Origin of the sequence: Polaribacter sp. IC073, from assembly GCF_007997075.1 — a bacterium.
GTDB lineage: Bacteria > Bacteroidota > Bacteroidia > Flavobacteriales > Flavobacteriaceae > Polaribacter.
Genome location: NZ_VORS01000001.1, coordinates 537,112 through 551,363, shown reverse-complemented (window position 1 = coordinate 551,363; position 14,252 = coordinate 537,112). Strand labels below are relative to the sequence as shown.

Sequence of the window (14,252 nt, the reverse complement as noted above, 5' to 3'; positions counted from 1 at the left end):
ATAGTTATTATTTTTCTATGTTTTTCCATATAGCAGCTCCTCTTTCTCTAGATTCTCCAGCTGTTATTTTTTCGCCTTTTGTTGGTTTATTAATACTAATTTTATCTTTAGGATTTAATATTATTTCTGATACACTAATTGTTCTTTTAGACATTTCTACCAAAATAACCAAGCCAGGTAATCCATTGTATTTTAAAGGACCAAAACTCACTGGTATTTCTGGTGTAAACCAAACTATCGGTTTCATTTTTCTGTTTTTAGAGGTTATATCTATGGCTTTATAACATACATAATTTCCTATTTTTTTTAGATTCTTGCGTTATTTTCCACTTTTTGGGTTCAATTTCTATCAACATTAATTCTCCAAAAGTGCTACTTTCATTAAAGTATTCTTTAGTTTCGGTGTTTTTGTAATATATATTGTCTCCACCAGCAAAAGTTCTATTTACATTATAGGTTGCCTTTCCATCATTCTGCATTTTATCTTCTACAAAATATAAAGATTCGTTATTGTTGAATTCTAAAAATGCTTTTACATCTGGCGTGTTTTCAAAAATATCTCTCATCCATTTGTCCATTTTAACATTTTTGGTTTTTAAGTTTTTGGATATCGAATCTATTTTCTCTTTTGTATAAGACTCCATAGAAACTACATACGTTACTTTACCACTTAATTGTTGAGAAAGAACCGTTAGCGAACAAAATGATAAAATAAATAGAAAAATAAATTTCATAGCTGTTTTTTATAGATGATTTATTATTTTTAATATCAAAATTAGTTTCTTCTGTTTTCATACATTTTTTTACTAAGAATATTAAATTCTTCTAAAGTTATTTTTTTACCTTTAATAGGTTTTTTAATCTCAACATTCTTATTAATCAAATTTATTTTAGATGCTTTAATTATTAAATTACCTTCTTGTAATTCTAATATTAAACCGGGTAAACCGTTGAATTCATTAGGTCCAAAATTATATGGTAGTTCTGTTGTATACCAAGCTATAACCTCTACTTTATTTTTCCCTTTTGAATTTTCTACCTCTTTAAAAGTGGTAGCTTTGTAACAAACATAACTATCTATTTTTTTTCTTTCTTGAGTTAACTCCCATTTTACTTGTGAAACATCAATAATAAACAGTTGACCATAAGCTTCTTTTTGGTTTAAAGTTTCTTTTGTTTTTTTATTTGTGTAATAAGAACCATTTCCCATTATTATTCTAGTAAAATTAATCTTTCTTTCATTTATTTTAAGTCTTTTTTCTTCTTCGAAAATAGATTCATTCTTATTAAATTTCAACTTAAAATTAATACTATTTTGATTTTTCATATTAGAAATTATCATCTTTTTCATATTTTCCGATCCTTTCATTTTTTTAGCGATTGAATCTAATTTACTTTCATTTACTAACATATTTACTTCATAGTTTATTTCACCAGTATAAATTTGTTTTTGGCTGTATGAGTTAATACTTAATAAAAAGTAAGCACAAATAATTAAAATTTTTATTTTCATTTTTTGTTTTTTGTTTTTTGTTTTTAAAATTGAGGCACTTTGTTAGTGCCTCAATCAATTATATAATATACTTTAAATCTCAATTTAAAGCTTATTCTCTGTTCTTTTAATTCATACAAGTATCGTATGCTGCTGCCCAAACATTGAAACGTTGTTCATACGTCATTGTACGTCCTTCGGCTTCTGCCAAAGCATCAGAAAATCTTTCAGTCAAATCAGCAGACTCCTAACAATCAAATAAGGCCATATCGTTGGTTAAAGTTTCTTTATTCGATGTTGTTGCATTTATAAAGGTACTTCCTGTTGCTAGCACAAATACTAGACTTAAAATTAATTTTCTCATTATAATGTATTTTAAAACCCAATTATATTTTTAGGTTTATTAATTAAAATTTTGAGATTTTACCTGAGTAAACCAATTTAAAATTCTCTAAAAAATTAGTAGAAAAAGCAGTACTTTTGTAATACTTCCTCTGTTTGTTGTTGTTTATTTACATAAGCATTTGTTTAAGTGATACATTTATTTAGTAATTTTTATATTTCTTTTAACCACAAATGGAGGTTTTATTATTTTTTATAATAAATAAGAACTCTTTTTCATTTACTTAATTTCATGTGCTTTGTAGAGGGTTTTAATATTTCTAAATCATCTAAAAGACTTATTTAAAAAACAACAAATGGGAGAAATTTTTCTTTTTCATAGCTTTTTCTCTTTTCCAAATTTGAGAAACTTTTTTCTAATAACCTAAAAAACAACCCATCCGATTTCGACTAGCTGAATTCAGGGATACAAAAAAACATACTGTTTTCAGGGAGTCTAAAATGGACAGTTGATTGGTAATAATTTGTGCTGTTCTTTTTTTTATGAAAATATAATCGCTAAAAAAGTAGTTATATAAAAAACGCTTATTTCTGTATAAATATAGTTTTAAGAAATGTTTGTAGAAGAATAAATATGAACGAACTTAAACTAGTTTAACATAAAATCTAGACATTATCTTGGTGATTATTCCAAAATAGAAAAAAAATTAGTTTTTTATAAGTTTAAAGTGAAGTTATCTATTAAATATTTTAGTTAATTGATAAAACAAACGTTGAATCAAACGTAAATCTTCTGTTATAATTTCAGCTGCACCTCTCATTTCTTGTTTGAAAATAATATCCTTATTGTATGAAGTTACTAAATTTTTAGGTAACGAAACATCTATAGTATAGAACCCTTCTTTATTTGAAATTTCAGAAATATTATTCACGATACCTTTTAAAACACCAAATTCATAATCTGGGTAGTTATCTAATTTTATATGAACTACTTGACCAACTTTAACCTTACCTAAGTTTTGTGATGGGGTTTTCAGTTTTGCTATAAATGCAGAATTATTTCTTGGTATAATTGTAAAAACTAAATCTCCCTGACTCACTGTTTGATTTTTACTCCAATAATTTAAAAAAGAAACCTTGCCATTTATCTCTGAAATTAACAAATACTTCATTTCCCAATCTTTCACACTTTTTCTTAGCTGATTAAAAGATTGAATTACATTCTTTAACAACGTCATTTCCTCTCTAACTTTGGCAATTTCAGTTCCTTTAGAAGTTCTTTTATTATTTGAAATGGATTCTCTTAATTGAGATATAGAGGTATTCATGTTTTTATAACTTCTCTCAGACTGTAAAAAATCTAACTGCTTCAATTCATACTCTTTCTCTGAAATTACTCCTTTCCCAAAAAGAGATTTGCTTCTCTCTAAATCTTTCTTTTTAAACTTTAACTCCTTTTCATTTAGCCTTTTTTGAGATTGCATGTTAGACAACCTTCTTTTAAGCTCTGAGGTTGAAATTCTATTAGCATTTACTTCATGAGAAAATGGGTCTAAATCTTTATTCAAAACATATTTAATATAATTATCTTCAAATGAATCATAACTTGCTTCTATATCACCTATAAACAAAATTGGCAAGTCATTAATAGGAAATAAAAATGATTCTTTTTGAACTTTAATGGTGTCAATAATTGATTTCAACAGAAAAACATCTGAATAATCGGCTGTATTTTCTATTATAGCTAAAGGTTGATTTTTTATAACATTCTGAGCATCTCTAACAAAAATTGTATCTATTTTACCACTAACTCTAGCGTACTCTTTTTGAGGTGGTATTTTAGTAGTTAATATAACTTCGGCATTAATAATGTCTGGATATTTAATAAACCATGAAATGAAAAATAACATAAGTATCAGTAAAAAAAATAATGTATTTCCCCAACGAACCATCCAATTAGGTACATAAGATAGTATTTCTTGTACCTCTTCACTTCTAACTTCTATCTCATTCTTTTCTGGCATCTTACTTCCCTAAATTTAATTGATTTTTCACCAAATGATAATAACTACCTTTTAGATTTATTAAATCATTATGGTTTCCTTTTTCTATAATTTTCCCTTTGTCTAATACTACAATTTGATGCGCATTTTTAACAGTGCTTAGTCTATGTGCAATAACAACTGCGGTTTTATTTTTAAAGAAATTATCTAAATTCTCCATAATTACCTTCTCATTATTTGCATCTAAGGCAGAAGTTGCTTCGTCAAAAAATAAAATTTTCGGATCTTTATATACAGATCTGGCTATTAATAAGCGTTGTTTTTGACCAGTACTTAAACCAGAACCTTCTGCACCAATTTTAGTATTAAAGCCTAGAGGTAAATTATCTATGTAGTCATTTATATTAGCAACTTTTATGGCATAGTTTAATTTATCTTTATCTACATAATCTTCTCCAACTGCAATATTTTTAGCGATAGTGTCATTAAAAATATACCCCTCTTGCATTACTACCCCGCAATTTTTTCTCCATGCTTTTACAGAAATATCTTTTAAATTAAACTGATTCACATAAATCCCCCCTTTATCAATATTGTAAAAACCTAAAAGTAGTTTCATTAATGTAGTTTTTCCACTTCCGCTAACACCCACTATGGCGGTAGTTTTATTGGGTGGTATTTCTAAAGAAAGGTCTTTTATTACAGGCTCTAGCCCCCCAGTATATCTAAAAGAAATGTTTTTTAAACGAATTACTGCATCTTCAGGAACATCTGATATTTTATTTTCACCAGGTTTTTCTTCATCTTCCATATTGTGTATTTCCCCTAATCTATCCAGTGAAATTTGTGCGTCTTGCACATCTCTCATAAAACCAATTAGTTGAACAATTGGGCCATTTAATTGCCCAACGATGTAACTTATAGCCATCATCATACCAAGTGTAATTTCGCCATCAATTACCAATTTAGCAGATAATATAGTTATCAGCATATTTTTAATTTCATTGATAAAATTAGAACCAACGCTTTGTGTCTGTTCTAAAGCTAAGCTTTTTGTAGCAACTTTAAATAATCTGGCTTGAACATATTCCCAGTTCCAACGCATTCTCTTTTCTGCATTGTGCAGTTTTATTTCTTGCATTCCATTAATTAGTTCTATTACTTTACTTTGTTCTGTACTTACCTCTGAAAAACGTTTATAGTCTAATTCCTTTCGTTTTTTAAAGAAAAATAATACCCAAGTAAAATATAATAAACTTCCAATAGCAAAAACTGCAAAAATTTGCATGCTATAATATCCCAATACCAAACTAAATATAATTAGATTGAAAAAGGAAAAAAGAACCGTTAAAGAAGAAGTCGTCAATATTCGCTCTATTCTTTTATGGTCATTTATTCTTTGTAACAAATCTCCTGTCATTCTAACATCGAAGTAAGAGATTGGCAACTTCATTAGTTTTATGAAAAAATCTGAAATTAAAGAGATATTAATTCTTGCGCTCAAATGAAGTAAGATCCAACTTCTTATAATTTCTAAAGCAGCTTTACCAATAAACAGGAATAATTGAGCAAAAAGGATTAAATAGATAAAATTTATATCTTGATTTTTAATTCCAACATCTACAATACTCTGCGTGAGAAATGGAAGAATTAGCTGTAACAAACTACCCGCCAATAAACCAATTATAAGCTGAATGATAAACTTTTTGTACTTAAATATTTAAAAATAAATCTAAATCCGAATTTTTCGTCTTTGTCAAATTCAGATTGATAAAACTTAGGTGTAGGTTCTATAAGTAAAACGACTCCTTCTTCTGTAGTTTCGTCTGCATTATTACCTATCCAAAATTTAATAAAATCTTTTATACTATATGTAATTAGCCCATGTGCTGGATCTGAAATATAAACAACATCTTTTTTTATTTTATAGAGTACTACATAATGGTTTTTATTCCAATGGACAATGCAAGGCAATGGTGCTTCTAAGAGTTTATTAAAACTTAATTTAACTCCTAAAGATTTAAAACCAACAGATTCTACAGCATCGCTTAAACCTAATAGGCTACTTCCTTCTCTGGTAGTTTCACTTAATGTACGTAACTCTTGGGTATTAATTAGCTTACCATAATGTTTGGCTAATATTTTTATACAAGTAGGGCCGCAATCTTTGGCTTCAGTTTGTTTGTATGTTGGAAATTTATTTAGTTTCAAAAGTTAATTTATTTATTCTACCAAAATTTATAGTTTTTCACATCTTTAAGCTTTAACAAAAATTGTGGTTCACTGGGATGAAAGAAAGCCTGATCAATTAAATTCATCTTTTTATCAATTAAAATATATCTTGGTATAGATTGAAGTTCTATAAATTTCAAAAAAGATTTTCCAGTAACACTACTTTCGTCTAACCAATAAGTATAAGATTGCTTTAACTCTTTTGTTTTAGATATCCATTTTTCTTTATCTTTTTTCTTATCTAAAGAAATACTAATAATTTTTATATTTTTAGGCAAATCCATTTCCCTCATTTCTTTTACACCTCTTATACATGGTGCACACCAGGTAGCCCAAAAATCTAATAAATAATAATTTGCATGATGTTTTTTTAAGATTTCAGTTATTGAGTTTTTTTCGGTATTAATATCAAAAAAATTTAATGCTCTCAAATTCTCTTTAAATTTTAAATTATTTAATGGTATAATTTTCTTTTTTATAAAAACGGAATCTTTTTTATATAAATCTGTTGTTTTCAACCAATTAATTGCCTGTAAATATTTAATATCACCTTTATTATCCTCAGATCTTAAAAAAGAAAAATGGCCAAGAGCTAAGAGGTTTAAATAATTCTTAGAATAATTCTTAGAATTTAATTTTTCATATTCAATATTTTTTATTCTATTCTTGGTATAATTAAATAATAATGAATTTAATATAGTCGAACCAATCGGCTCATCAATACTCTTAATAAAAAAATCTATACTAGTTTCATTTATATATAGCATTTGTAATTTGTCATAATAATGCATAGTATTCAACCTTAATAGAGTTTCATTTTTAATTTTATTATATTTCATATTGTAAATATTATAAATAGAATCTAGTTCTGATTTTAAAATACTATTATTTCTACCCTTATCTTTAAATATTTTGATTCTAATATTCTTATAATCCAAATAAAATTTAGTGATTTCATTTTCATTAGGATCAAAGGTAGATTCTTTTGAATTGTATACTAACTTTAAAGTATCCATATTTTTTTCAACTAGGTATGTTTGTTCAATATTTTTAAGGCTTCCATTATTAAAAACATATGCCTTATATTGAAAAACCAAATTTTTAAATACTCTTGCTACATATCTCGTGATTTGTATAGAATCTGTAGTTTCATTTTTAAATTCAACAAAATCATTATTCAAATAAATATTTGGTGAGTTAAGACCAGTTTCAGTAGATCCATTAATTTTAATTAATAATACAATAGTATCAAGACTTTTAATAGATTGTTTATCTATTTTAGGGATGCCCTTTCTTTTTTCAATATTACAAGAAAATAAAACTACCAAAATAATAGGCAGTAAACCTATAATTGGTTTACTGCCAGATAATTTTATTCTCATTAATTGAAAATAATTTTTATCTTTAATTATCATGCGTACAGTCGTAAAAACATCTATCTGCTCCTCCATTCAATAAATCTCCACATGCATTATGTGCTCCTGCTGTTTGAGTCCCTTCATCTTCAGCCATCCCCATAATAAGGTAAGTATCTCTTACACCGTTAGTAAAGGTTGTTAATCTACAACCTCCACCACCATTAACCTCTTTTTGCTGTTTTTTGTCAAGTACAGTAACTCCGTCTAAATTTAAAATGTTATTTAACATAGTATAAAAATTTAAAAAATTATATTTGCCATGAACATTTAAAGACACTCACAGTTTGTGTCTATTCTTCGCGAGAGAACCGTTTAATATATTATACGTTTTAAGAATTATTATCATTCTTTTTCCTTTCTATAAATACGATCTATAATCTTTTCAAAATTTTCATTATCAGAAGGAGAAGGTGCATTATTTAATACTATCTTATTTTCTTTATTTAAAATAACATATCTGGGTATTTCTTTAACTTTAAATGTTCTTGCTAAAGAAGATTTAAGACCTTTTAAAAGAAAAAAAGAGTTATTAAAATTTAAAACATGTTCAAATTTTTTGTTAGCTTCTACCCATTTTTCATAATCCTTTTCAGGTGAAATATAAATCCATTCAACATTATTCTCAACCTGAAGACGATCTTTAAATGCTTTACCTTCTTTAATTTGTTTTATACAAGGCGGACACCAAGTTGCCCAAAAATCGATAACCTTAATTCTATTATTTGAACGAGCAAAAATTTTCTTTAGAGATAAGGTATCTCCATTAATATTAATAAACTTAGAATTTAGGGCATATTCTGATATTTCGAAATTAAATGATTTTAAGTCTTCTTTTATATCATTCATAAATTCGATATAAGATTGTTTTGTAAATCTTTGTTCGTATTCATTAATGGTATTTTTCAAGAGTTCAATACTATTTATACTATTTCCAAAACCTTTTAAATGATAATCTCTTATCATTCTAGCAATTGCATAATTTTCTATTTCACCTTCAAAATTATTTTGAATAAATTCTTTTTCAGCTAAAAATTTTTCTTTTGAATAGGCTAAATGTTTTGAATCGAGAAAATAATATCGTATGTATGGATTAATGTTATCTTTAAAGAAAACACTATTATTAAGCGCATTTACATCTTTAAATTCTTCAATGGAAATAATTTCAAAATAATTAGATAAATCAATAATTACTTCCGAATTTTTATCCGCTTCTATTTGAATTAATGGCATTAAACCGTCTATTTCTCCAAAATATAAACCATCAATTCGTGATTTAATATTTTTTGGATTAATAAGTGCATTTAAGTATTCATGCTTAAGATGAGTCTTTATCGTATTTAGAAATAATTCAGATTGTAAATTATGTTTTTCAATATATTGATTAAAAAAGTCAATCTTTTTTTTATAAATATATTTCAACTTTTTTTTGTAACGATTTAAGCTACCTAAATATGGATTTTTACTATACTTAGGCGTATGTTTATTCATTTCTGAATAATAATTATTATATATAGCATTCTTACCAAAAAACTTCATTACTCCTTTTTTTATTCTTATACTCATAGTATCTCCTGGAGTTATAAAAGCTTGCCCTCTATAAAAAGCTTTATCTGAAGAAGCAATCACCTCCATGAATAATGGTTTTTCAATTAAATTTAAAACCATATGAAGTGAATCAGGAAAAATTTCTTTAGTAGTGTTAAGATGTGATCTTCCAAATAAGTAAGTGTTATTCAATAAATTTAAATGTTTAAAAGCAATTATATCATCGGTTGTACCCGTTATAACAACTTTATTTAAGTATGAATCATTCTTTTCAATAATGCTATTTACTGATTTATACCCTTTTTTGGTTGTAATTTTTTTTTTACAATTAAGTAACAACGAAAAAACAATTAAGTAAATAATACCTCTTAATTTCATAATGTAGTTTTTAAATTTAGGTTAACACATAAAAACTGGGGCTAAAAACCCCAGCTACTTTAAAAGTAATTACCAACCCCATTCTGAACAATACAAAAATCCCGAATGATTTTCGCACATACTATCTGCATAGGATCCACAACCGTAAGATTTAAACATAGCACCATTTCCACATGTTACCCAGGCATTTGTACTATCTTGAGGTGGTTCTTCTGTAATTACATCTCCCCCAAAAACCTCTTTTTGTTCAGCTCTACTTAAAGCCTTTCCAATGTTTAAAATTTGTTTTTTCATAATTTATAAATTTAAAAAAATTATATTTGCCATGAACATTTAAAGACACTCATAGTTTGTGTCTATTCTTCGCGAGAGAATATTTTCATCAAATTAGTTTTAATTGTTAGTTTGTATTTAGTAATTTTTTAATCTCTTTTTCAATCAAGCTATCTTTCTTATAACCAATAAATTCTTTTTGTAAAACACCATTTTTATCTATTAAAAAACTATGTGGCAATAATTTAACTCCATATTGAAAAGCTACAGGATCTTTTACACCTAATAAATTAGAAATATTTACCCATTTGTAACTATGTTTTTCCGTAGATTTTTTCCAGACATCTTTTTCCTCGTCTAAGGAATAACTTATAATTACTAAATCATCTTTATACTTTTCATTTAAATAAGAAAACTCTTCTTTGTTCTGGACGTGACACCATTTGCACCAATATGCCCAAAAATCTAAAACTATAATTTTACCTTTATAATCAGATAACTTCTTATAATTTCCATTTAAATCTTTCGCTTTAAAATCACGAAATATTTCTCCTATTTTAATTCTTTTACTTAAAGTTTGCTTTTTTAATAATTCTCCATTTTTTGACGCTTTTAAGTTATCATCTAAACTATTATAAAAAATTAAAATACTATCCTTAGATATTTTTTCATTTAACCTAAAAAACTCGTCTAGTGTGAAAGCAGTATTAGGATTTTTAAAAAGGAAATTTATTTGATCCTTTTTTATTGTATCCATGTATTTTTTAAATATTAAATTTTTCTCTTTTTGATTTTTATTGGAATCAAATAATTTATCTATTTTATTAGAATATTTATTTGGTAATACTCTATACTTTTTCAAAACGTTATTTACTCTACTGTCTATAACTTTTATATTTTTCTTTGTTTCAAAATTCCCATTTATTACTATATTTTCTGGCTGACCTCCCCAAAAATTAAAACTATACAATTCTTTACCTGCTTTTGTGTAAAAAGTAAGATAAAATAAACCCTCTTGTATAGTAATTTTTTTATAATTTAAAATAAACTTTTCCTTTAAAGAATAAGTTGAATCGATATTTTGTTTATTTCCTGATTTTTCTAAAACAACTAAAGTACTATCCTTTAGCCCTCTTACATGTCCTAAAATTAAAATATTCTTTGAGTCCTCTTTTTTATTTGAAACACATGAAGAACAAATTAGAATTAATAAAAAATATTTTTTGAAATTTTGCATTACTTTTTTACTTTATAATCTAGATTAGAGATGTAATATAAGAAAAACTATGGCTCTCTTAATTTTGAGCCATAGTAAACGTTATTGTTTAATCTTTACAAAGTCCGTTACGACCAGCATCTGATGTCTTTTTACAAGACCCACAACATTGTAAGTCTTCATTAGTAACATCTGTTCGACAATAAGCACCTGCACTTAGACAACCTACATAGTCACCAGCGTCTACTAATGTCATATTACCACCAAAAACTTGTTTTTGTTCTGCCCTATTAAGAACCTTACCAATGTTTAAAATTTGTTTTTTCATAATAAATAAATTAAAAAAATTATATTTGCCATGAACATTTAAAGACACTCACAGTTTGTGTCTATTCTTCGCGAGAGAATTTTGTTTAAGACCCAAAGCTTTTTTTGCTTTGGGTTTTTATTTTTTAATTAGTTTCTATCAAATCTTCAATAAAAAATAATAATTCAGATTTTTCATATTGCTTGGGGTATGCTTTTCCATTAATTAAAAGTTCAGGAGTAAAATTGATGTTATTTTCAATACACCAATTCCGCTCCCTTTTTAAAATTTCTATTTGAACCTCTTTCTCATTGCACTTTTCCCATTTTTTTAACCATAGATTTGTTTCCATCCCTTTATAAATATCCTTCATTGCTTTTAAGCAAACCTGTTTTCCTTCATTTTTATAAAATTCTAAAATTCTGGTTGTTACTGTAACTCCATCACTTTCTATGTTTTCAGTATTTATATAAAAGCGTATAATTATTTTAACTTCATTTTCGTATTTTAAAAGTATGTTTTCTATGACCTCATGCACTGGTCTACAATGTCCACAAAACGGGTTTGTAATTACGACGATTTCAAGATTAGCATTCAAATTACCAAATACTACTTCGTTGGTAACTTCAATGGCTGTTTCTAAAGGTTTAGATTTATTTAGCATCGTATGAAAAACATCAAAATTTCTTTGAAATTTAAAAGCCTTAATTTTATCTTTTCTCAAAGTGTTTACTTCAAACAATATTGGTTTAAGGAAACTCCAAAAAAGAAAAGTAAAGGTGGCTATTATTAAAAAAGTAAAAACATCATTCAATCCAATTTTATAAAAATTATTGCTTTCCAATAAAATAAAGAATGATTGAATCCACAAAACACCCACAATAGTTAAGCAAAGCAAACACCATTTTTTTAAAATGAAATATTGGTAATAAATAGAATAAATTGTTATTGGAAGCGCTATAACACTTATAATAAATGAAATGTTTGGATTTTGAATTTGGACAAAGGTTAAAAAGGATAAAATTATAAAGTATAATAAACTAAAGTCACTTAGCTTATAACCTTTTAGAAGTTCTGCCCCTTTAGAGGTTAAAACAGCGTCACAATCTTTTTTTTCTGTACCTCCAGAACAAAAAGCATTTCCTATCGCAGTTTCCAAACCTAATTCTTGCTTTATTATTGCGATGCTAATAAATATACCTATTAATGATAATAAAAAATAAAAAATGTTTGGAAGAGATACCTCTAAATTGAAGAGAAATAAAACAAGGGCAATTGCAAGCCCTATTAATAAAAAATTATTATTTAATAAACTTAAGTGAGTTGTAACCTCTTTATGCTCTGGTTTCTCAACGGCAACTATTATACCTGTAAATTTCTTAATAAATTGACTAGTACTTAATTTTTCTTTTTTTCGCGCTCCTTTAATAACTGTGTAATTACTTTTGCCTTTTTCTACGGTAACTAATTCTTTACCATTATCATCAATAATCTGTGCAATAAAGCAATCTGGCAATTGCTTTAATGTTTCTATGCTAACAGGAACATCTGCAGCTACATTTTCTATGTTAAAATGATCTAGAACTCCTGTTATTGCGTGTAAACTAGGATAAGAAGGATGACTTTGAACTTGGAAGAACAGCTCTTTTCTATCAAATGAAATCTTATTAAGACTTAATAATTTGCTAATAATCTCTGTTAATTGATTTTTCAAAATTTATTTTTCTTTTTCTCCTTCCAAATTCGAGAAATTTTTTTCTAATAACCTAAAAAACAACCCATCCGATTTCGACTAGCTGAATTCAGGGATACCAAAAACATACTGTTTTCAGCTAGTCGAAAGTGGACGGGTTGACATATTATTTTTTTATTACTTTTGATTTAAAAAAAAATGAAAGAAGAATCAAATGCAAATTCTAAGTATTTTGCAGCCTTAGAAAAAATTGTAGCCACAAGAGTTGAGTCTGGAATTACTCAAATAAATATTGCGGATCATCTTAATTTGGGTGAAGGTGGTTATTTCAAAATAGAAAAAGGAAGAAGCAAATTAGACTTAAAAAGGTTTTTTGAAATTTTGGAATACTTAGAAGTAAGCCCAGAAGAATTTTTTAAAGGTATTAAATAATAGAGTTCGCATTTAGAAAAAATATAAAAAGTAAAAACCCAAAACTAATTTAGTTTTGGGTTTTTACTTTATAAATATTTATTGAGATTTCTCAATCGCCAAAAAAGGCTCATTTAGAAATGACAAACAGATTACTTCACTCTCACCGCGTTTCGTTCGCAATAACAAGTTTTAAATAGAAGCTTTCATTAACTCTCTGTTCATTCTTGCAATGTTGTCTAAAGAGATTCCTTTCGGGCATTCTACTTCACAAGCACCTGTATTTGTACAGTTTCCAAAACCTTCTAAATCCATTTGAGCAACCATGTTTTGCACACGATCTGCTGCTTCTACCTGTCCTTGTGGTAATAAAGCATACTGAGATACTTTTGCACCTACAAATAACATTGCAGAACTGTTTTTACACGTAGCCACACAAGCACCACAACCAATACAAGTTGCCGCATCCATTGCTTCGTCTGCTGCGTGCTTAGAAATAGGAATTGAGTTTGCGTCTTGTGTGTTACCAGACGTGTTTACAGAAATATATCCACCAGCATGTTGAATTCTATCAAAAGCAGATCTATCTACTACTAAATCTTTAATTACAGGAAAAGCACCTGCTCTCCAAGGTTCGATTGTAATTGTATCACCGTCCTTAAACATTCTCATATGTAATTGACAAGTGGTTACACCTCTATCTGGCCCATGTGCTTCACCATTAATATACATAGAACACATTCCGCAAATTCCTTCTCTACAATCATGATCGAAAGCTACTGGTTGTTCACCAGAGTTTACCAACTGCTCGTTCAAAACGTCCATCATTTCTAAAAAAGACATGTGTTCTGAAATTTCAGTCACTTTGTAATCGACCATTTTTCCCTTGTCGTTTGCATCTACTTGACGCCAAATCTTAAGTGTTAAGTTCATACTATCTTT

The 14,252-nt window shown here is 27.2% G+C and carries 13 protein-coding genes and 1 pseudogene; 1 reads left to right on the top strand and 13 read right to left on the bottom strand.

Annotated elements, in window-relative coordinates:
- Nucleotides 1-7: 7 nt before the first annotated feature.
- From ES045_RS16540 to ES045_RS02390, 12 genes and pseudogenes are all read right to left on the bottom strand, one after another.
- Nucleotides 8-247, bottom strand: coding sequence for a GLPGLI family protein (locus tag ES045_RS16540; protein ID WP_262712852.1), 240 nt, complete (start codon nt 245-247; stop codon nt 8-10).
- A gap of 31 nt (nt 248-278) precedes the next feature.
- Nucleotides 279-734 (bottom strand): hypothetical protein, encoded by a 456-nt coding sequence (locus ES045_RS16535; RefSeq protein WP_223267157.1) that lies wholly within the window; start codon nt 732-734, stop codon nt 279-281.
- A gap of 41 nt (nt 735-775) precedes the next feature.
- Nucleotides 776-1,513 (bottom strand): GLPGLI family protein, encoded by a 738-nt coding sequence (locus ES045_RS02435; protein WP_223267156.1) that lies wholly within the window; start codon nt 1,511-1,513, stop codon nt 776-778.
- A gap of 1,055 nt (nt 1,514-2,568) precedes the next feature.
- Nucleotides 2,569-3,858, bottom strand: coding sequence for an HlyD family secretion protein (locus ES045_RS02430; protein WP_147111794.1), 1,290 nt, complete (start codon nt 3,856-3,858; stop codon nt 2,569-2,571).
- Nucleotide 3,859: 1 nt separating this feature from the next.
- Nucleotides 3,860-6,048, bottom strand: a pseudogene (locus tag ES045_RS02425) (peptidase domain-containing ABC transporter).
- Between the two features lie 17 nt (nt 6,049-6,065).
- Nucleotides 6,066-7,484 (bottom strand): thioredoxin-like domain-containing protein, encoded by a 1,419-nt coding sequence (locus ES045_RS02420; protein WP_189663004.1) that lies wholly within the window; start codon nt 7,482-7,484, stop codon nt 6,066-6,068.
- On the bottom strand, nt 7,474-7,716 hold the full coding sequence (locus ES045_RS02415; protein WP_147111788.1) for a hypothetical protein: 243 nt from the start codon (nt 7,714-7,716) through the stop codon (nt 7,474-7,476). Before ES045_RS02415 ends, ES045_RS02420 begins: the two co-directional genes overlap by 11 nt.
- Before the next feature lie 113 nt (nt 7,717-7,829).
- The gene (locus ES045_RS02410; RefSeq protein ID WP_147111785.1) at nt 7,830-9,410 is read right to left on the bottom strand and encodes a TlpA family protein disulfide reductase; all 1,581 of its coding nucleotides are present in this window, start codon (nt 9,408-9,410) and stop codon (nt 7,830-7,832) included.
- A 69-nt stretch (nt 9,411-9,479) separates the two neighbouring features.
- Nucleotides 9,480-9,704 (bottom strand): hypothetical protein, encoded by a 225-nt coding sequence (locus ES045_RS02405; RefSeq protein WP_147111782.1) that lies wholly within the window; start codon nt 9,702-9,704, stop codon nt 9,480-9,482.
- A gap of 106 nt (nt 9,705-9,810) precedes the next feature.
- Nucleotides 9,811-10,920, bottom strand: a complete 1,110-nt coding sequence (locus ES045_RS02400) for a TlpA family protein disulfide reductase (RefSeq protein WP_147111779.1) — start codon at nt 10,918-10,920, stop codon at nt 9,811-9,813.
- An 88-nt stretch (nt 10,921-11,008) separates the two neighbouring features.
- Nucleotides 11,009-11,227, bottom strand: coding sequence for a hypothetical protein (locus ES045_RS02395; RefSeq protein WP_147111776.1), 219 nt, complete (start codon nt 11,225-11,227; stop codon nt 11,009-11,011).
- A 124-nt stretch (nt 11,228-11,351) separates the two neighbouring features.
- Nucleotides 11,352-12,920: a vitamin K epoxide reductase family protein gene (locus ES045_RS02390; protein WP_147111774.1), complete on the bottom strand. Its 1,569-nt coding sequence runs from the start codon at nt 12,918-12,920 to the stop codon at nt 11,352-11,354.
- Between the two features lie 177 nt (nt 12,921-13,097).
- Between ES045_RS02390 and ES045_RS02385 the strand changes: the two genes are divergently transcribed.
- A complete protein-coding gene (locus ES045_RS02385) occupies nt 13,098-13,331 on the top strand; it encodes a helix-turn-helix domain-containing protein (protein ID WP_189663003.1) in 234 nt (77 codons plus the stop codon).
- Nucleotides 13,332-13,502: 171 nt separating this feature from the next.
- Here the strand turns inward: ES045_RS02385 and ES045_RS02380 are convergent, their stop codons facing one another.
- Entirely contained in the window at nt 13,503-14,243 is a 741-nt protein-coding gene (locus ES045_RS02380; RefSeq protein WP_147111771.1) for a succinate dehydrogenase/fumarate reductase iron-sulfur subunit, read from the bottom strand.
- Nucleotides 14,244-14,252: the final 9 nt, after the last annotated feature.

Coding starts and splice junctions, on each gene's coding strand:
- ES045_RS16535 (WP_223267157.1), bottom strand. CDS start 734: ATGAAATTTATTTTTCTATTTATTTTATCATTTTGTTCGCTAACGGTT.
- ES045_RS02385 (WP_189663003.1), top strand. CDS start 13,098: ATGAAAGAAGAATCAAATGCAAATTCTAAGTATTTTGCAGCCTTAGAA.
- ES045_RS02410 (WP_147111785.1), bottom strand. CDS start 9,410: ATGAAATTAAGAGGTATTATTTACTTAATTGTTTTTTCGTTGTTACTT.
- ES045_RS02400 (WP_147111779.1), bottom strand. CDS start 10,920: ATGCAAAATTTCAAAAAATATTTTTTATTAATTCTAATTTGTTCTTCA.
- ES045_RS02380 (WP_147111771.1), bottom strand. CDS start 14,243: ATGAACTTAACACTTAAGATTTGGCGTCAAGTAGATGCAAACGACAAG.
- ES045_RS02420 (WP_189663004.1), bottom strand. CDS start 7,484: ATGATAATTAAAGATAAAAATTATTTTCAATTAATGAGAATAAAATTA.
- ES045_RS02430 (WP_147111794.1), bottom strand. CDS start 3,858: ATGCCAGAAAAGAATGAGATAGAAGTTAGAAGTGAAGAGGTACAAGAA.
- ES045_RS02405 (WP_147111782.1), bottom strand. CDS start 9,704: ATGAAAAAACAAATTTTAAACATTGGAAAGGCTTTAAGTAGAGCTGAA.
- ES045_RS02415 (WP_147111788.1), bottom strand. CDS start 7,716: ATGTTAAATAACATTTTAAATTTAGACGGAGTTACTGTACTTGACAAA.
- ES045_RS16540 (WP_262712852.1), bottom strand. CDS start 247: ATGAAACCGATAGTTTGGTTTACACCAGAAATACCAGTGAGTTTTGGT.
- ES045_RS02395 (WP_147111776.1), bottom strand. CDS start 11,227: ATGAAAAAACAAATTTTAAACATTGGTAAGGTTCTTAATAGGGCAGAA.
- ES045_RS02435 (WP_223267156.1), bottom strand. CDS start 1,513: ATGAAAATAAAAATTTTAATTATTTGTGCTTACTTTTTATTAAGTATT.